This is a genomic window from Brevundimonas sp. FV1ye29L (genome assembly GCF_058681095.1).
The window spans coordinates 1,838,877-1,856,092 of the sequence record NZ_CM178730.1 but is presented as its reverse complement, the minus strand read 5'-3'; the positions used below and the strand labels follow the sequence as shown (position 1 = coordinate 1,856,092).

Sequence of the window (17,216 nt, the reverse complement as noted above, 5' to 3'; positions counted from 1 at the left end):
GAAGAGACGAAGGGGCGCGGTAAAACCCCTCAGCGCACCGCCGCATTTTTCGCAGGGGCGTCACGAATGACGATTTGACCGGTTGGAGTCCGCTCGGCGACGACGGGATAAAGCTCGACGAGCGCGGAGACGAACCCCTCGACGTCGCCCGTGTTGAAAGCGCCGCTGACGGCGATGCGGGATATGCCAGGCGACTGAAGTACGACCTTGGTGCGGCTGTAGCGATTGACCTCGGCGACGGCGGTTTGGACGCTGTCGCCAGCGAAGATCAGTCGCCCCGCCGTCCAACTCGTTTCCGAGGCGACGTCCACGGTCCGGACGGCGGGACGCGGCGAGGTCGTGACGATCTGCTGGCCCGGCGTGAGGGACCACCCCTGAGAGACCGCTGAACGATCGCTTACATCGACCTTGCCCTCGACGAGGGTCACCTGAGCGCCGTTACCCGATCGACGCACGTCGAACCGGGTGCCGACGGCCGTCACGTCGGTGTCCCCGGCGCTGACGATGAACGGGCGCGCACGATCGCCCCGAACCTCGAAGAAGGCCTGACCGCTCGCCAGTTCCACGGCGCGTCGCTCGCGGGTCAGCTTCACGCGGATGGTGGAGGCGGTGTCCAGCGTCACCCGCGACCCGTCAGCCAGGACCACCACCCGGCGCTCCCCTAAATCCGTCTCGTAAGACTGAGGGCGGCTGGACCATAGGGCGACGCCGACCGCAAGCGCGGCGATAGTGGCGATCGCCCCCAAGGGAACGACACTTTTGGCCAACCGGCTTTGGGATTGACGCGACGCGTCGGCTCGAGCGCGCGCACCCTGCGTCAAGGCGGCGATATCGGCGTCCCCCTTGAGGCTTCCCGCCGCCTCCCACATGGTCTCGATGCGCGAATAGGCCTCGGCGTTCTCCGGGTTGCGGCGCCATTGGCTGAAGGCTGTGATATCCGAAGCCGCGACCCGCTTCTGGTTGAGGGTCGCGAACCATGACGCGGCTTCGCGGCGTCTTGCGTCCAGGTCTTTGTCGGCAGTCATCGTTCGTGCCTTAGACGTCCAGTTGCGCCATACAGTGCTCGACGGCCTTGGCCATACGTCGTTCGACTGTAGCCAAGCTGATCCCGTGAGCCAGAGCAATCTCAGGGTATGTCATACCGTCAAACCGGCTCAGGACGAAGACGTCCCTGTAGAGTGGCGGCATCGTCTGCAGGATTTGCTTGAGATAGAGGCGATCAACAGGCGCGTCAGCCCCCGTGCTCAGGATCGGAGCCGCACCTTGCAACGCGCGGTCACGCCGGACCAAACGGCGATGCTCGTCGCGGACAAGGTTTAGCGCGACCCGAAGGAGCAGCGCCTTTGGGTGCCGGATGTCCTCAAGGAGATAGGGGGTGAGACGCAGATAGGTCTCCTGCACCACGTCGTCCGCCTCGTCGACGCCGACACGCCCGCGAAGCCGCTTTTCCAGCCATCCCGAATAGCGGCGGTAGAGCCCGTTGAGGCTCGCCGCTGCGCCCGGATTCAACTCCTTCACATCGCTCAACGCGACCTCCAGCCGGCTGTCAGACGGCGGGAATCCGAGAGCGCGTCCGCGCGGGCCGGACGCACTCAGGGGTGCGCTGCGGTCGATGGCGGACGGACGCCGCGCGACAGGGCGCGGTCGTAAAGGTTGAGCTTCGCACAGGGGATTCCCGGCCCCTATCGACGCAAACGCCGACGGCTGAGCATGAATCAAACCGAGTCCGTGTGCAAGGCGGAGGGGGTCGGGCGAGGAATCCTCTGCGAAGAGGCCCGCTACTTCAGGGTGAAACGCCGCCTCCGCCAAAGGCAGGCCCCGGCTCAAGTCCCGCCCCTATATGACGGCGCCCGACACCAACCCGTTTAGGCGCCGTCACCCGCCAGGGCAAGTCATCCGTGACGCACGATACGCGACCGGAACGACCGGGTTTGGCTGATGCGTTTCCGCAAGATTTTTGCGGAGTCGCCGCAAAGGGCTTGCGTTGTCGGGTCGGAGAGGGCGGGTCACGATACGACGGTCAAAGGCGAGGTAAATCATGCCCCCAGACCATCAAATGGATGTCGGATCGCAGCGCTTCGCGTTGAGCCCGAGGGAGCTCGAATGCCTCATCTGGGTCACTCGCGGAAAGAGTTCCGGGGATATCGGCGGCATCCTTGGACTGTCGCCCCGCACGGTCGACAGCTATTTGGAAAAAGTCTGTTCGAAACTCCGGGTCCGGACAAGAATCGAGGCGGTCGCAGTCGCAGTGCGGGCCGGCGTGATTGAACCGGATTAATAGGTCGCCACACGCAGCGCGCGATTTTTGATCAAGAATCGGATCATGATCGCTCATCTGAACTGTGATCATATCGTCGATGCCCGGATCTGTTGTCCAAGCTTTCGCCAAGGAGATCGCATTTCGCGACGTACGGCGGCTTGAAACCTATCTTGCCGAGCATGTCGCGGCACGGTTCGACATCGCGGGCGACCTTATCGGCAGAACGGCGCTGCTCGGGTTCTGGCGCCGGCTCTTTCAAACCTATTCGCTCTTCGAACTGCACATCCTTAAATGCGTCGCCGAAGATGATCTCGTGATCGCGGAGAGCGCCTACCTCCTGGCGGCACGCCGCGGAGGATTGCTGGACGTGCGCGCCATCAGCGTCTTTGAGGTCGAGCAGGGCGTCATTACGCGCTGGCGCGACCATGCGGATTTGGCGGAGGTGCCGCTGTCTGAGAAGGACCGGTGGCGGCGACTCAGTGCTGATCGTTGGTGAAGGGGAGGGGGCGGGCCGGGAACTTCTGTGTGAAGCTCGACGTCTTCACCCGTGATCGCCGCCGACGCAGAACGTCCCCTGGCTCAAGATCAAAGGCTATCCGGTCGAGGCCCGCCGACTGGCATCCTAGCTGGAGTTTGAGCCAAGCCAAACCCTGATGCTTGGCGCTCGATCGTGGGACTAAGGTTGGCCGGAGCCCGTCAGCGGAAGAAGGCGCGAGGGTTTATTTGGAGCGTGCGCCTTCACGCTCCAGTTTCCCGAGCTGTTCGCCGACGAAGTAAGGGGACTCAGCAGTCGGGAGGTTTGCGGAACATCCGGCCCAAACCTATGCTGGCTCAGACTGGCAGTGAGGCGCCTTGCGCCATGGCGGCGAAACGCATGGCGCCCAGCGCCCAAGGTTCGCTCTTGCCGGCGGCGAAACTCACCCGACGTTCCCCTGAGACAATACCGTTGGAGAAGGCGAGGTGACCGCGCCGAGCTGCAGGTCGCCAGCCCCGCTGAGCGCCTCGATCACACGGCAGTCCGAAACGCGTCCGCCGGCGCAGGCGACCTGCATTCGCGAAAGCTCGGTGCGAAGGGCCTGCAGACCCGCTATCTTGGCGTCGACGGCCGCGAGCTGGCGTTCCGCGATCCGGTTGGCGTCCCCGCAGGGCCGTTCCGGTTCGTCCGCGAGATCGAGCAGCGCTCGAATGTCGTCGATCTCGAACCCGAGCTGGCGGGCATGACGAATGAAGGACAGGCGACGAAAGGCGGGCTCGTCATAGACCCTGTAGTCGCTCTCGTTGCGCGCGGCGCGCGGAAGCAAGCCGATCTGTTCGTAGAAGCGGATGGTCGGGACTTTCACGCCAGTCGCCGCGGACAAACGGCCGATGGAACGGGCGGGCGATGAGACGGTGGGCATGACGGCAGGATAGGCGCTTGACCCTCTAGTGGCTAGAGGGTGCAGAAGGCGGGCATGAGCGCACGCGATACCCCGGTTTCCTGCTCGACGGCCCCCTCCGGCTGTTGCGGTCAGGTCGTCAAGTTCGACGGGGCCTCCCCGGCTTATCGGCGCATTCTGGTCGCCGTCATCGCCATCAACCTGGTCGGCTTCGCCGCGATCGTCGCCGGCAGCGTCGTTCAGGGCTCTGCAGCCCTTGCCGCCAACGCGATGGACTTTCTGGCCGACAGCGCGACCTACGCCATAAGTCTGTGGGTGATCGGCCGGTCCGTCCGGGTGCGGTCAGGGGCGGCGATGTTCAAGAGCCTGAGCCTGGTCCTCATGGCTGTCTCCGTATTCGGCTACGCCGTCTGGCGAGCCGTTTCCGGACAGCCGCCCGAGGGATCCGTCATCACCGGCCTCGGCCTGTTTGGCTTCGCCGCAAACCTCGTGGCCGCCCTGCTGCTGGTGCGCTATCGCGAAGGCGACGCGAATGTCCGCTCCGTCTGGCTTTGCACCCGCAACGATCTCGTTCACAGTCTCGGCGTGGCCGCCGCCGGCGGTCTTGTCTGGCTGACGGGTTCGCGCTGGCCCGATTTGCTGGCCGGCGCGCTGCTCGGAGCCGTCTTCCTGCATTCCGCCCTGTCCATCCTGCTGCAGGCGCGGCAGGAGAGCCGATCGGCTCGGGCATGACCCGGCGCGTTCAGAAGGTAAGACGGACCGGCTTGGAGCGCTTTGCGGGAGAGGCGCGACCCGCTGTCCGCCGTGCGTCGTTCGCTCGCGGGGCGAGGTCTGCTCGCGGAGCGGTGAAACCGTCGCAGCAAGCGGACTGTGTAACAGATTGCTCCTCCGCTCGAATAAAAGTATTCAGCGCGCGATGACTTGGTCAATGGCGACATGGGCGAGACTGATTCTGGCTGTGACCTTGGTCGCCGCCGTGTTTTTCGTCGCCCCTATCGCTGACGCCGCGACCTGCGCCCCAGAGACGACCTCGGCTCACGCCATGGTCGCTCAGGATGCAGGCGATAGCGACCAGGCCGACCTAGGCGGTGGGCACGGCATCTGCACCCACGGTCATTGCCACCACAACGGAACCGCCCGTGCGGATGTCGCCGACGACATCGCGATGCAAATCCACGCAAGGCCGGTTCACGCCTTCCCCTCGAGTGATTTTCCGTCGTCGATCTCGCCCGACGGCCTGAAGCGCCCGCCCAGAGTCTGACTCGACCTCTGCGCCGCCGTGCGCGCGATCTCGTGTCAAATTTCTGGAAGATGAATCATGCCTCCCTCACATCGCAGGCCGCCGCGTTTCGCGGTCGGCTGCGCGCTGGCCGCATTTGCGGCCGTGCTGGCCAGTCCCGCTTGGGCTGACCCCGCTCCGTCGTTCGCCGAGCTGCTCGCCCAGCTCGATCAAACCCCAGCCACCCTTGAAGCCGGCGCCCTGTCGGACGCCGCCGAAGCGCGTGTCCGCCAGGCCCGTGTCAGGCCTAATCCGACGATCGCCCTCGACGCCGAGAACGCGTTCGGCACGGGGCCCTTCTCCGGCTACGCCAACGCCGAAACCACCTTGTCGATCAGTCAGGACCTTGAGCTCTGGGGACGCCGAACCGCGCGGGTGAATGTCGCCCGCGCGGAAGCCGGAACCGCGGCGCTGCAACGGGATCTCGCCGTCATCGACGCCGCCGGACGGCTCGCTCAGGTCTATGCCGACGCGGAAGCCGCTCAAAGGCGGGCCGTCCTGGCCGAGGAAAGCCTGACCCTGACCATCGCCGATGCGAGGGCCGCCTTGGTTCTTGTCGAGGAAGGCCGTGAGCCATTGCTGCGTGGCATCCAGGGTGAAAGCGAAGCGGCTGCGGCGCGCGCCTCGCGCGATGAGGCTGTCGCGGAGCGCGACGCGGCCTTCGCGCGACTGACCGCTGTCGCCATGCTGGCGGCTCCGGTGACGGCCATCGATGCCAGCCTGCTGGACCTCGCGCCTGCCTCCACCTTCGCGGCCCCGGAGGATGCGCCGACCGTTCGCGTCGCCGAGGCTCAACGCGCGGCCGCCGAACGCCGGATCGACGTGGAGCGGATCCGCTCGCGCCCGGATATCAACGCCAGCGTCGGTGTCCGTCGCTACGAGATGGAGGACGCGACGGCGCTGACTTTCGGCGTCAGCATGCCGCTGCCCCTGTTCGACCGCAACCGCGGGAACATAGACGCGGCGCAGGCCGACTTCCGGGCTGCGGATGCGCGGCTTCTCGGCGCCCGTCAGGAAGCCCAGGCCGATCGGGCCGCAGCGCGGGCGCGGCTTGCCGCCTCCGTCAGCCGGGTCTCCGCCGCCGATGCGGGGGTGGCGTCCGCAGAGGAAGCCTACCGTCTGTCGCGGATTGGAACCGAAGCCGGGAGGATCTCCCAGCTCGAACTGCGGGTCACCCGCACCGCCCTGATCTCAGCTCGAACTTCGGCCGTCGATGCACGCCTTGCACGCGTCCAGGCCGAGATTGAACTCGCGCGCCAGGACGGCCGCGCCCCATTCCAAGGAGCCCAATGATGCGCAAGCGCACATCCAACAAGACGTTGCTCATCGGCGGCGCCGCCGCCGTCGTTCTTCTCGGCGGAGGTGGGCTCTTCCTGCTCACGCGCGGCCCGGACGCTCCAGCCGCTGCCGAGGGTGGGACGAGTCACGCTGAAGAAGAAGGGACCCATGCCGAGGGCGAGGCCGGCCACGAAGGCGAGGCCGAAGCGCCGGAAGGCTTCGTCGCGCTAAGCGCGGCCCAGGCCCAGGCCGCCAGCTTGATCGTGGTCGGCGTCGGTAGGGGAGGGGGAGCGGAAACCCGGCTCTCCGGGCGGGTCGAGCCCATGGTCGACGCGCGCGCCGCTGTTGCTGCGTCCGTCGGTGGGCGCGTTGAGCGAGTTCTCGTGGCACCGGGTCAGACGGTCCGGATCGGCCAGCCTCTGGTGAGCGTCGTCAGTGGCGAAGCGGCGACCTTCCGCGCGGACGCGGACGCCGCGGCCGCCGAGACGGAGGCGGCGCGCCAGGCCTATCAACGCAACCGCAATCTGGCGGATCAGGGCGTCGTCGCGCGACAGGAAGTCGAGGCGTCCCGCGCGCAACTGCTCAGCGCCGAAGCTGGCGCCCGGGCGGCTCGCGCGCGGTCCAGCGCAGCGGGCTCGCCCAACGCTTCAGGCCGCCTCAGCGTCACCAGCCCCATCGCCGGGGTCGTGACCAGCGTTCAGGTCGGACCGGGCGGCTTCGTCGCCCAGGGTGGCGTTGTCGCCGAGGTCACCAACCCGGCCAGGGTTGAGCTGGTCTTCAACGCGCCGCCTGCGTTGTCTGCCAATGTCCGGGCCGGGGCGCCTCTGCGGGTCAGCAGCCCGAGCGGCGACTTCGACGCCATCGTCACCGGCGTGGCCGCAGGCGCGGGCGGCGAGAGCGGCGCCACGGTCATCCGGGCCCGACCGACGGGCTCGGTCCTCCCGCCGGCCGGTTCAGCCGTCACGGGTGCGATCGTGACGGGCGAAACCACGGGCGGTCTCACCGTTCCAACCGAGGCGGTCCAGACCGTTGACGGCAACACCGTCGTCTTCGTCCAAGTCCCGAACGGCTTCCAGGCCCGTCCTGTGCTCGCCGGCCGTCAGGCCGGGGGGCGGACCGAAATCCTGCGCGGCCTCACTGGGGCTGAACGGGTCGCCGGCACGAACGCCTTCCTCCTCAAAGCCGAGCTCGCCAAGGGCGAGGCCGAGCACGGTCACTAGGGGCGCACCAGATGTTCAAGTTTATCATCGAGCTCTCGGTTAAATTCCGATGGTTCGTGGTCCTCGCCACGGCGCTCGTCGCGGCCTACGGACTCCTCGAACTGACACGGCTTCCCATCGACGCCGTGCCGGACATCACCAATCGCCAGGTCCAGGTGACCACGGTCGCTCCGGCGCTCGCGCCCGAACAGATCGAACGGCAGGTCACCTATCCGATCGAGACCGCCATGGCCGGCATTCCCGGCCTGACGACGACCCGATCCCTGAGCCGAAACGGCTTCAGCCAGGTCACGGTCATCTTCACCGACCAGACGGACATCTATTTCGCCCGTCAGCAGGTGGCTGAACGCCTTGCCGGCGCCCGGGAGGCCATGCCCGAAGGGGTGGAGCCGACCATGGCCCCAATCACGACGGGTCTCGGTGAAGTGCTGATGTGGACGGTCGACTACAAGCCGTTCAACAGTCAGAACCTCGCCAAGCCTGGCGAGACGGGCTGGCAGGCGGGCGGAGCCTATCTGACGCCGGAAGGCGATCTGCTTTCGACCCCGCAGCAGCGCGCCACCTATCTGCGCACCGTGCAGGACTGGATTGTCGCGCCGCAGATGCGGACCGCTCCCGGTCTCGCCGGCGTCGACACCGTCGGCGGCTATGTGAAGGAGTACGCGGTCCGTCCCGACGTCGCGCGCCTCTCCGCCTACGGCTTGGGCATGGGTGACCTGATCCAGGCTCTCGACCGCGCCAACACCCAGGCCGGCGCGGGCTACATCCAGCGCGCTGGCGAAGCGCTGACGGTCCGCACCGACGCCCTGGCCTCAACCGTGGAGGACCTGGCTCAGGCGCCGGTCGTCAACCGGAACGGCCTGATCGTTCGCGTGGCTGACGTTGCAACAGTCGAAATCGGCCAGGCCCCGCGTCTGGGCGGCGCCAGCCGTGACGGCCACGAGGCCGTGCTCGGTACGGCGCTGATGATCGCGGGCGGCAACAGCCGCACCGTGGCCCAAGCGGCCGGGGAGCGCCTTGAGGAAGTTCGCAAGACCCTGCCCGCAGGGATCGAGGCGGTAACGGTTCTCGACCGTAGCGCCCTGGTCAACTCGACGATTTCGACGGTGGCGCGCAACCTCATCGAGGGCGCGCTTCTGGTCATCGTCGTGCTGTTCCTGCTGCTCGGCAACATTCGTGCGGCCAGCATCACAGCGCTGATGATCCCGATCAGCTTCCTGTTCGCGGTCATCGGCATGAACCGGTTCGGCATCAGTGGAAACCTGATGAGCTTGGGCGCGCTGGACTTCGGCCTTCTGGTCGACGGGGCGGTCATCGTTGTCGAGAGCACCTTGCTGATGCTGTCGCAGCGGCGGATTGATCTGGGACGGGCCCTGACCCGTCGGGAACGCCTTGATGTCGCCGTGGCCGCAGCCCGCAAGATGGTCAAGCCGGCCGCCTTCGGTCAGCTGATCATCCTGCTCGTCTTCACCCCCTTGCTGATGCTCGAGGGCGTCGAGGGCAAGACGTTCGTCCCCATGGGCGCGACGGTCATGCTCGCGCTCGTCGGCGCCTTCATCTTCTCCTTCACCTTCGTTCCGGCGATGACGGCCCTGCTGGTGCGGGAACCCAAGAAGGTCGAGACCGACGAACACGGCCAAGCCCACGAACATGAGACCTTCCTGCTCCGCCACGCGCGGCGTTGGATCCAGCCGGCCATCCGCGCCGCCGTCGATCGTCCTAAGATCGTCCTGATCTCGGCACTCGGCGCGGTTGTTGTCGGTGGTCTGGCCTTCTCATCCCTGGGACGGGAGTTCATCCCCACTCTGGACGAGGGCGACATCGCCATGCAGGCGCTGCGAGTTCCCTCGGCGTCGCTGGAACAGTCCCTCGCCATGCAGATGGCGTTGGAACGGGTCATCACCGCCCAGCCGGAAGTCGAGACCATGTTCTCCAGGACCGGCACCGCCGAGGCGGCCGTCGACCCGATGCCGCCCAACATTTCGGACAGTGTCATCGTTCTGAAAGACCGCAAGGACTGGCCTGATTCCGGTCTCGAGAAGGAGGCCCTGCTCGAGCGGTTCGAAGAGCTTGCCAATCAACAGATCGGCAATAACTTCGAGTTCAGCCAGCCCATCGAGCTCCGCTTCAACGAGCTGATCTCAGGCGTGCGGACGGACCTCGCGGTCATGGTCTACGGCGATGACTTCGACACCATGCAGCGGGTCGCGGATCAGGTGGCCGGCGCGCTGCGCCAGACCACCGGCTCCGCCGACGTTCGCGTCGAACAGGCGTCCGGCTTGCCGACCCTGACGGTCAGCGTCGACCGATTTGCGGCGGCCAGCTACGGCCTGTCCGCAGCCGACGTCTCCGAGGCGGTCTCGGCCGCCATCGGCGGCGCGGAGGCCGGTCGGATCTTCGAGGGCGATCGTCGCTTCGATGTCGTCGTCCGCCTCCCCGACGACGCCAGGAACGATCCGGCGGCGCTTGCCGCCCTGCCAATCGTCTCTTCGACGGGCGTGACCGTGCCCCTGTCTTCGGTCGCGCGCATTCAGAGCGCCGAAGGGCCGAACCAGATCAGCCGCAATGACGGCAGCCGCCGGATGGTGGTTCAGGCTAACGTCCGCGGCCGGGATCTGGGCGGTTTCGTCACCGACGCCCAGCAACGGGTCGAACAGATCGCGCTTCCGCCGGGCGTCCGCCTGACCTGGGGCGGTCAGTTCGAAAACCTCGAGCGCGCCCAGCAGCGTCTGGGGCTGGTGATCCCGATCGTCTTCGTACTGATCGGCGTGTTGTTGTTCATGGCTCTGGGGTCGTTCTCGGAGGCTGGTCTTGTCTTCGCCTGCGTGCCGCTGGCCCTGATCGGCGGCGCCCTGGCGCTGCTCCTGCGAGGGATGCCGTTCTCGGTGTCTGCAGCAGTCGGCTTCATCGCCGTTTCAGGGGTGGCGACCTTGAACGGGCTCGTCCTGATGCAGGCCATTCGCGAGCGATTGCAGGCGGGTCTTGCGCCGCGTGACGCAGCGATCGAAGGCGCTTCGAGCCGGCTGCGGGCGGTGTTGACGACAGCCTTCGTCGCCATCGTCGGCTTCATCCCGATGGCGATCGCCCATGGCGCGGGCGCCGAGGTTCAGAAGCCTCTGGCGACCGTCGTCATCGGCGGGCTGCTGACCGCGACCGCCCTGACCCTGCTGGTGCTTCCGACCTTCGCGGCCAAGGCGGTGCGGCACCGCAAGGATGAGGGGGTCGAGGATTGATTGCTCGCAATCAGAATGACCGTCAGCAGGGGCGCACCCTGCTGACGGTTCTTGCGCTCAATGCGGGCCTGGCGGTTGCGCTCGGAATCGGCGGCTGGTCCGCCGATTCCAGCGCCCTGCTGGCCAATGCGGTCGACAACGCTTCGGACGCTGCGGTCTACCTGATCAGCTTCCTCGCGATCGGCCGAGCCGGCTCGTGGAAGCGGGGCGCGGCGCGTTTTTCGGGCGTGATGCTCCTCATCTTCGGCGCCGGCGTCCTTCTGGACGCCGGTCGTCGATTCCTGGTCGGAACCGAACCGATCGGCCCAACCATGATGGGGCTCGCGATCGTCGCGGCGATCATCAACCTCATCTGCCTGCAGTTGATCCGCCGCCAGGACAGCGGCGACGTCAACATGAAGGCGGCCGAGACTTTCAGCTTTAACGATTTCGCCTCCAACGGAGGAATCCTCGTCGCGGGGGGGCTCGTACTGTGGCTCGACCAGGCTTGGCCGGACCTCGTGGTCGGTGTGCTCGTCGCGGCCATCGCGGTGAAGGGCGGCGTGGACATCTTGCGAGATGCCGCGCGCACCAAAGTATAGGAGAACGATGAATGACCTCCGCAACCAAATCTGGCGATACGGCGGAAGCTCACGATCATGCGACCGGCGATGGCCATGCCCACGGTGAAGGCGGCATCCTTGGAGCCAATACCGAACTGATCTTCGCCCTCGCGTCGGGGGCGGCGCTGGCCGTAGGCTTCGGCTTGGAGAAACTCGTTCCTAATCTGCCGGCCTGGTTGCCCATCGCGCTCTATGTGGTCGCCTATGGGTTCGGAGGGTTCTTCACTGTGGGGGAGGCGGTCGCAAACCTTCGTCAGAAGCGCTTCGAGATCGACACCCTGATGCTCGTCGCCGCCGCGGGCGCGGCGGCGCTCGGCGCCTGGGCCGAAGGTGCGCTTTTGCTGTTTCTGTTCAGCATCGGTCATGCCCTTGAGCACTACGCCATGGGGCGGGCAAAACGGGCGATCGAGGCCCTGGCGGATCTGGCGCCCCGGATCGCCCATGTGCGGCGTGACGGGCAGGTCGTCGAACTGCCGGTCGAAGAACTGGTGGTCGGCGACACCGTGGTGGTGCGTCCGAACGAGCGCCTTCCGGCCGACGGCTTCGTCGTGGTGGGAACGACAAGCATCAATCAGGCCCCGGTGACCGGCGAGAGCATGCCGGTGGACAAGCAGCCGGTCCCGGACGCCGCTGCGGCCCGCGAGCGGCCGGCCCAGGTCGGATCTGCGTCCCTCGTCTTCGCGGGCACCATCAACGGCGCCGGTGCGATCGAGATCGAGACCACCCGCAAATCGAGCGACACCACCTTGGCCAAGGTGGTCCGGATGGTGAGCGAGGCCGAGACCCAGAAGTCGCCGACCCAGCGCTTCACGGACAGGTTCGAGCGCATCTTCGTGCCTGTCGTCCTGGGCTTGGCCTTCGTGTTGTTGTTCGCCTGGGTGGTGGTCGATGAGCCGTTCCGCGACAGCTTCTATCGCGCCATGGCCGTCTTGGTCGCCGCCAGCCCTTGCGCGCTCGCCATCGCCACCCCGAGCGCGGTCCTGTCGGGCGTCGCCCGTGCGGCGCGCGCGGGCGTTCTGATCAAGGGCGGCGCGCCGTTGGAGAATCTCGGCTCGCTCAACGCCATCGCCTTCGACAAGACCGGGACCCTGACCGAGGGTCGGCCCCGGATCACCGATGTCATGCCGGTGCGCGGGACGACGGAAGCCGACCTCCTCGCAATCGCGGTCGCCGTCGAGCGGCTCAGCGACCATCCGCTCGCGGACGCGATCGCCCGCGACGGCTCCGAACGGCTGGGCGATACCGCGCTCGTGGCCGCAACCGAGCTCAAGAGCCTGACCGGCAAGGGGGTGACGGCCCAACTCGGCGGCGAGACGATCTGGATCGGCAAGCCCGAGATGTTCGGGGCCGACGGCGTGGCGGGTCTCGACGACGAAACGACGGCCGTCGCCGCGCAACTGCGCGACCAGGGGCGGACCCTGATGGTGGTGCGGCGCGGGACGCGAGACCTCGGTGTCATCGGCCTGCTCGACACGCCGCGCGCTGCGGCCGGGGCCGCGCTCGCGGCGCTCCGGGCCCTCGGCGTCCAGCGCATGATCATGATCTCGGGAGATCACCAGAAGGCCGCCCAGGCCATCGCGGAGCAGGTCGGGCTGACCGAGGCGTGGGGCGATCTCATGCCGGAGGACAAGGTCGACGCCATCAAGAAACTCCGCGCGGACGGCAAGATCGCCATGGTGGGCGACGGCGTGAACGACGCCCCAGCCATGGCAACGGCCACGGTCGGCATCGCCATGGGCGCGGCCGGGTCCGATGTCGCCCTCGAGACCGCGGATGTCGCCCTTATGTCCGACGACCTGTCGCAGTTGCCGTTCACGGTCGGCCTGAGCCGGCAGACCCGCCGGATCATCCTCCAGAACCTCTATGTCAGCCTCGGCGTCGTCGCCTTCCTGGTGCCCGCGACCATCCTCGGTCTTGGCATCGGTCCCGCCGTGGCGCTCCACGAAGGCTCGACCCTGCTGGTGGTGTTCAACGCCCTTCGGCTGCTCGCCTACCGCGACCGAACCGCGCCCACCCTTCCAACCGCAATCCCAGCCGCCCCCGTGGTCGCGCGGGGTCTCTCGAGGACATCGTCATGAAGCGTTTCGGATGGATCTCCGTCATCGCCGTCTTTCTCGCCCTTTCGGCCTTCGCCTTCGGCATGATCTCGCGGCAAACCCGTGGCGTCGCTGCGGCGCCGTCGGCGGTGGATGCCCGCCCGAGCGACACCGAAGCAAGTCACGCTGGCGCGCCCGAAGACAGCCCGTCGACCCGCGCCTATCGCGAGGCCAGCGCGCAGATGCATCAGGCCATGAGCATCAACTACACCGGCGACGCCGACATCGACTTCCTGCGCGGAATGATCGCCCATCACGAGGGTGCGCTCGCGATGGCCAAGGTCGCCGTCGAGCATGGCGAAGCCCGCGACGTTCGCAATCTGGCCGATGAGATTATCGCGGCCCAGGAATCCGAGATTGTCCGGATGAGAATCCTCCTTGCGCGCCATGAGGACACGCCCGCGCCCGGCGCAAGGCCCTGACGGATGGCCGGCAAGCGCTTCACCGTGCGCGGCCGAAGCATTCGTTGGCGCGAAGGCCGCTATCGCCAACGAGGGCGGCGGCTCCAGACACGCCCGCTCAGGCCAAGGCCCGTGCTCGATACGCTCATCGCCATCGGGGTCAGCCTGTTCGCGGGCGGCCTGGTCTTCTGCATGGCGCTTCTGCTGCTCGGCGCCCACAAGGTGCCGCTGCATTTTGGTTACGGCGCCATTCTGGGCGGCGTGATCGCCTGCTCGTTCGTGTTCGGCCCCCGCGATCGGGCGGGACTGATGATCGTCGGTGGCTTGATCGTCGTTTGGGTTTTGGGAACGACCGGCCTTTATCTTTCGCGAGACCAGATCGTCCTGCATCCACATGAGCACCACAGCGCCGTCGCCGGGTATGCGCCACGGAAGACTGACTGAATGCCCAAAGCCGCCCTGACCGAGCCGTCGCCTCGCCCCGTCCGGATCGCGCGCGGCGGCTGGCTGGACGCGCTGCGTTTTATCGTCGGGGCGCTGATCATCCTCTACCATTTCCGCGAGGCCTCACCGGTCCCGCTGCCACAGCTGCATCCGGTGTTCGAGCGCGGCTATCTGCTCACCGACTTCTTCATCATCGACTCCGGCTATGTCCTGGCCCGCATCTACGGCGACCGGTTCGCCGCCGGGCAGGCCTCGCTGCGCTCCTATTCGCGCCAGCGGTTGTTGCGGGTCGTCCCGGCCCACCTGGTCGTCAGCCTCATCCTCATCGCTCTCGTCGGCGGCGCCGCCCTGGCGGGGATCGCGCCCAGCAATCCGCGCTGGTTCGACTGGTCGCAGCTGTCCGCGCAGGTGCTGCTGGTCCAGGCCTATGGCGTGCCGGGCGGGCAGGGGTGGAACGCCCCGACCTGGACCCTCTCGGCCCTGATCGGGTGTTATCTCCTGTTGCCCTGGATCAGCCGCGCCCTGTGGCGCTGGCCCCCGCTTGTCGTGGTGATCGGCGCGACGGTCCTAGTCCTCGCCGCTGACGTCGCCGCTTCGCTCTGGCTCGGCGATCCGATCTACCGCCTGCCGATGCGCTACGGCATCCTGCGCGCTCTGCCGCTGTTCCTGCTCGGGGTCGCGGCGGCCTTCTACGGCTCGCGGGTCTATGTCGGGCCGCGCCTGGCCGGAGCGATCGGCGTCGCCGCCGCCGTCGCGCTCGTACTGTTCCAGGCCTTCGGCGCCTTCAGCCTGCTGTCGCTGGGCCTGATGACCGTGATCATCTGGGCCGCCGGCGCCGTGCCGGTGCGCAGTCCTTCACGGCTGATCGAGCATCTGGCCCTGATGTCGTTCTCGATGTTCCTCACCAATGAGGTGAGCCGCATCGTCTGGTTCGGCCTGCTCGACGCCCTGGGACAGGAGTCCTGGTCGTCCGGCGTTCGTTGGGCCCTGTGGGCCGTCGGCTTGGTCGGCGCCTTCGTGGCCGCCGCTGTGTTCCGCTACGGCTTCGACCGTCCGGTCCAGACTTGGCTCAATCCGCCTCGCGTCAACGGGACGGCGCCAGATCCGGCGACGACGCCCCAGGCGTCAGGCGCCGTTGTGCCGACCGAACACGCTGGTTGAACCGTCGTTGAGGATCAGGACGGTCGTATAGGGCTCCCGTCCGGCGGCCTCCATGCCCGGCGACCCCGCCGGCATGCCGGGCGCGCTCAGAGCCCGGGCGGCCGGGCGCTTCGCCAGCAATCGATCGACGTCGCCGGCCGGGACATGGCCCTCGATGGCGTAGGCGCCGACCACCGCGGTGTGGCAGGAGGCCAGCCGGTCCGGAACGCCATGCTGGGCCCGGATCGGTGCCAGGTCCTCGCGCTCGACGACCTCTACGGTCCAGCCCGCCTGGCGCATGTGCGCGATCCAGCCGCCGCAGCAGCCGCACCAGGGCGTCTTGTACGCGATCATGCGCTTGGGCGGCGTGGCGAGGGCCGGGCCCGCGAGGGCGGCCAGAGGCAGGCCGAGGATGAGAAGGCGACGAGAAAGGCGGTTCATCGGCGGCGGTCCCGGATGGCGGCGAGACTGTCACTGTAGACCGGCGACCGGCGCGCCGCGAACCGACTTGGTGTCACAGGGGGGCGGTTTTGCTGCTCCCTTTATGTTCCAATCTTGCTAGGCCGGGGCATGAGCGACGGGCCGGTTCGCAAGATCATTCACGTCGACATGGACGCCTTCTTCGCGTCCGTCGAACAGCGCGACGATCCCGCTCTGCGCGGCAGCCCGGTGGCCGTGGGCTACGCCGCCCAACGCGGCGTGGTGGCGGCGGCCAGCTATGAGGCGCGGGTCTTCGGCGTGAGGTCGGCCATGCCGTCGACCACGGCCTTGCGGCAGTGCCCGGACCTCGTCTTCGTCCCGCCACGGTTCGAGGTCTACCGCGCCGTCTCGAAACAGATCCAGGCGATCTTCGCTGACTACACGCCTCTGGTGGAGCCGCTGTCCCTGGACGAGGCCTATCTCGACGTCACTGACAACCTGCGCGGCCTGCCGACCGCCTCGGAGACCGCCGTCGAGATCCGCGCCCGCATCCTGGAAGAGACCGGCCTGACAGCGTCGGCGGGGATTCCCTACAACAAGTTCCTAGCCAAGCTGGCCTCAGACCAGCGCAAGCCGAACGGCCAGTTCGTCGTGCCGCCCGGGCGGGGCGAGGCCTTCGTCGAGATCCTGCCGGTGAAACGCTTCTACGGGGTCGGGCCGGTGACGGCCGCCAAGATGAGCCGCTTGGGCATCGAGACCGGCGAGGACCTCCGGCGCCAGTCGCTGGCCTTACTACAGCAGCATTTCGGCAAGTCCGGTCCCTGGTACTACGCCATCTCGCGCGGCGAGGATCATCGCGCGGTTAACCCGAACCGGGAGCGCAAGTCGTCCGGATCGGAAACGACGTTCGGAAGCGACCTGACCGATCCCTCGGCGATTGAGGCCGGTGTCCTCGCCATGACGGGCGATGTCTGGGGCTGGTGCGAGAAGTCGGACGCCTACGGGCGCACGGTGACGGTGAAGGTCAGATGGGCCGACTTTCAGCAGTCCACCCGCAGCCGTTCCTTTCCGGAGCCGGTGACGTCCAAGGATCGGCTGGAAGAGATCAGCCTCCTGCTGGTCCGCTCGCTCTATCCGCCCGCCAAGGGCATCCGCCTGGTCGGCGTCAGCCTGTCCAACTTCAAGGTGCCGGCGCCGTCGGCGTCCGACCAGCTCGCCTTGGCCTGATGCGTGTGCAGGCAAACCTCTTCGGCGAGCCGGTTGCCGCGGGACCCGCCGCTCCGGACAGGTTTCGCTACTGGCCTGATCTCCTTTCAGAGGACGAGCAGGCAAGGGTGCTGCGTGCTCCACAGGCCTTGTCGTTCAAGCCCTATATCTGGAAGGCATGCGCCAAGCTGGGCGTACGGACCAGGATTCAGGTTGTAGCGGTCGGGGTTCGCACCGGCATCATAGACCCTGAAGACGAAT

17 protein-coding genes are annotated in these 17,216 nt (G+C 67.2%); 13 read left to right on the top strand and 4 right to left on the bottom strand.

Translation table 11 applies throughout. The features are described 5' to 3' along the window. Positions 1 to 29: 29 nt before the first annotated feature. Both ACW17W_RS09100 and ACW17W_RS09095 read right to left on the bottom strand, forming a co-directional pair. Positions 30 to 1,124: a FecR family protein gene (locus tag ACW17W_RS09100; RefSeq protein WP_492076574.1), complete on the bottom strand. Its 1,095-nt coding sequence runs from the start codon at positions 1,122 to 1,124 to the stop codon at positions 30 to 32. Beyond that, positions 1,036 to 1,518 carry an RNA polymerase sigma factor gene (locus ACW17W_RS09095; protein WP_492080297.1) on the bottom strand — a complete coding sequence of 161 codons (483 nt, stop codon included), beginning with the start codon at positions 1,516 to 1,518 and terminating at the stop codon, positions 1,036 to 1,038. Before ACW17W_RS09095 ends, ACW17W_RS09100 begins: the two co-directional genes overlap by 89 nt. Before the next feature lie 520 nt (positions 1,519 to 2,038). Here ACW17W_RS09095 and ACW17W_RS09090 point away from each other — a divergent pair. Beyond that, positions 2,039 to 2,278 (top strand): helix-turn-helix transcriptional regulator, encoded by a 240-nt coding sequence (locus tag ACW17W_RS09090; protein WP_492076573.1) that lies wholly within the window; start codon positions 2,039 to 2,041, stop codon positions 2,276 to 2,278. Positions 2,279 to 2,357: 79 nt separating this feature from the next. Then, positions 2,358 to 2,756 carry a nuclear transport factor 2 family protein gene (locus tag ACW17W_RS09085; RefSeq protein ID WP_013269060.1) on the top strand — a complete coding sequence of 133 codons (399 nt, stop codon included), beginning with the start codon at positions 2,358 to 2,360 and terminating at the stop codon, positions 2,754 to 2,756. A 421-nt stretch (positions 2,757 to 3,177) separates the two neighbouring features. On the opposite strand, the gene ACW17W_RS09080 is transcribed toward ACW17W_RS09085, so the two are convergent. Next, on the bottom strand, positions 3,178 to 3,657 hold the full coding sequence (locus ACW17W_RS09080; protein WP_013269061.1) for a MerR family transcriptional regulator: 480 nt from the start codon (positions 3,655 to 3,657) through the stop codon (positions 3,178 to 3,180). Positions 3,658 to 3,711: 54 nt separating this feature from the next. On the opposite strand from ACW17W_RS09080, the gene ACW17W_RS09075 reads away from it, so the two are divergent. The 10 genes from ACW17W_RS09075 (at position 3,712) to ACW17W_RS09030 (ending at position 15,350) form a co-directional block, all read left to right on the top strand. Next, positions 3,712 to 4,368: a cation efflux transmembrane domain-containing protein gene (locus tag ACW17W_RS09075; protein WP_013269062.1), complete on the top strand. Its 657-nt coding sequence runs from the start codon at positions 3,712 to 3,714 to the stop codon at positions 4,366 to 4,368. Positions 4,369 to 4,594: 226 nt separating this feature from the next. Beyond that, positions 4,595 to 4,897, top strand: a complete 303-nt coding sequence (locus ACW17W_RS09070) for a hypothetical protein (protein ID WP_492076572.1) — start codon at positions 4,595 to 4,597, stop codon at positions 4,895 to 4,897. A 57-nt stretch (positions 4,898 to 4,954) separates the two neighbouring features. Further along, the gene (locus tag ACW17W_RS09065; RefSeq protein ID WP_013269063.1) at positions 4,955 to 6,208 is read left to right on the top strand and encodes a TolC family protein; all 1,254 of its coding nucleotides are present in this window, start codon (positions 4,955 to 4,957) and stop codon (positions 6,206 to 6,208) included. After that, complete coding sequence (locus tag ACW17W_RS09060; protein WP_013269064.1) at positions 6,208 to 7,413, top strand: efflux RND transporter periplasmic adaptor subunit; 1,206 nt, start codon at positions 6,208 to 6,210, stop codon at positions 7,411 to 7,413. The genes ACW17W_RS09065 and ACW17W_RS09060 overlap by 1 nt, the downstream gene beginning before the upstream one ends. An 11-nt stretch (positions 7,414 to 7,424) precedes the next feature. Continuing rightward, positions 7,425 to 10,646, top strand: coding sequence for an efflux RND transporter permease subunit (locus tag ACW17W_RS09055; protein WP_013269065.1), 3,222 nt, complete (start codon positions 7,425 to 7,427; stop codon positions 10,644 to 10,646). Beyond that, positions 10,643 to 11,227, top strand: coding sequence for a cation efflux transmembrane domain-containing protein (locus tag ACW17W_RS09050; protein ID WP_013269066.1), 585 nt, complete (start codon positions 10,643 to 10,645; stop codon positions 11,225 to 11,227). The genes ACW17W_RS09055 and ACW17W_RS09050 overlap by 4 nt, the downstream gene beginning before the upstream one ends. Positions 11,228 to 11,238: 11 nt before the next feature. After that, positions 11,239 to 13,326, top strand: coding sequence for a heavy metal translocating P-type ATPase (locus tag ACW17W_RS09045; RefSeq protein WP_492076571.1), 2,088 nt, complete (start codon positions 11,239 to 11,241; stop codon positions 13,324 to 13,326). Beyond that, positions 13,323 to 13,766 carry a CopM family metallochaperone gene (gene copM / locus ACW17W_RS09040; protein WP_492076570.1) on the top strand — a complete coding sequence of 148 codons (444 nt, stop codon included), beginning with the start codon at positions 13,323 to 13,325 and terminating at the stop codon, positions 13,764 to 13,766. The genes ACW17W_RS09045 and copM overlap by 4 nt, the downstream gene beginning before the upstream one ends. Before the next feature lie 3 nt (positions 13,767 to 13,769). Next, a complete protein-coding gene (locus tag ACW17W_RS09035; protein ID WP_156796131.1) occupies positions 13,770 to 14,189 on the top strand; it encodes a hypothetical protein in 420 nt (139 codons plus the stop codon). After that, the gene (locus ACW17W_RS09030; RefSeq protein WP_013269070.1) at positions 14,190 to 15,350 is read left to right on the top strand and encodes an acyltransferase family protein; all 1,161 of its coding nucleotides are present in this window, start codon (positions 14,190 to 14,192) and stop codon (positions 15,348 to 15,350) included. Here ACW17W_RS09030 and ACW17W_RS09025 read toward each other — a convergent pair. Beyond that, positions 15,315 to 15,770 (bottom strand): DUF411 domain-containing protein, encoded by a 456-nt coding sequence (locus tag ACW17W_RS09025; protein ID WP_013269071.1) that lies wholly within the window; start codon positions 15,768 to 15,770, stop codon positions 15,315 to 15,317. The genes ACW17W_RS09030 and ACW17W_RS09025 overlap by 36 nt on opposite strands. A 129-nt stretch (positions 15,771 to 15,899) precedes the next feature. Between ACW17W_RS09025 and dinB the strand changes: the two genes are divergently transcribed. Continuing rightward, entirely contained in the window at positions 15,900 to 16,976 is a 1,077-nt protein-coding gene (dinB, locus tag ACW17W_RS09020) for a DNA polymerase IV (RefSeq protein ID WP_492076569.1), read from the top strand. Positions 16,977 to 17,216 lie beyond the last annotated feature (240 nt).

What these genes read in the sequence shown, in the direction of transcription:
- ACW17W_RS09090 (WP_492076573.1), top strand. Translation starts at nt 2,039, where the DNA reads ATGCCCCCAGACCATCAAATGGATGTCGGATCGCAGCGCTTCGCGTTG.
- ACW17W_RS09085 (WP_013269060.1), top strand. Translation starts at nt 2,358, where the DNA reads ATGCCCGGATCTGTTGTCCAAGCTTTCGCCAAGGAGATCGCATTTCGC.
- ACW17W_RS09080 (WP_013269061.1), bottom strand. Translation starts at nt 3,657, where the DNA reads ATGCCCACCGTCTCATCGCCCGCCCGTTCCATCGGCCGTTTGTCCGCG.
- ACW17W_RS09075 (WP_013269062.1), top strand. Translation starts at nt 3,712, where the DNA reads ATGAGCGCACGCGATACCCCGGTTTCCTGCTCGACGGCCCCCTCCGGC.
- ACW17W_RS09065 (WP_013269063.1), top strand. Translation starts at nt 4,955, where the DNA reads ATGCCTCCCTCACATCGCAGGCCGCCGCGTTTCGCGGTCGGCTGCGCG.
- ACW17W_RS09060 (WP_013269064.1), top strand. Translation starts at nt 6,208, where the DNA reads ATGCGCAAGCGCACATCCAACAAGACGTTGCTCATCGGCGGCGCCGCC.
- ACW17W_RS09055 (WP_013269065.1), top strand. Translation starts at nt 7,425, where the DNA reads ATGTTCAAGTTTATCATCGAGCTCTCGGTTAAATTCCGATGGTTCGTG.
- ACW17W_RS09045 (WP_492076571.1), top strand. Translation starts at nt 11,239, where the DNA reads ATGACCTCCGCAACCAAATCTGGCGATACGGCGGAAGCTCACGATCAT.
- copM (WP_492076570.1), top strand. Translation starts at nt 13,323, where the DNA reads ATGAAGCGTTTCGGATGGATCTCCGTCATCGCCGTCTTTCTCGCCCTT.
- ACW17W_RS09035 (WP_156796131.1), top strand. Translation starts at nt 13,770, where the DNA reads ATGGCCGGCAAGCGCTTCACCGTGCGCGGCCGAAGCATTCGTTGGCGC.
- ACW17W_RS09030 (WP_013269070.1), top strand. Translation starts at nt 14,190, where the DNA reads ATGCCCAAAGCCGCCCTGACCGAGCCGTCGCCTCGCCCCGTCCGGATC.
- ACW17W_RS09025 (WP_013269071.1), bottom strand. Translation starts at nt 15,770, where the DNA reads ATGAACCGCCTTTCTCGTCGCCTTCTCATCCTCGGCCTGCCTCTGGCC.
- dinB (WP_492076569.1), top strand. Translation starts at nt 15,900, where the DNA reads ATGAGCGACGGGCCGGTTCGCAAGATCATTCACGTCGACATGGACGCC.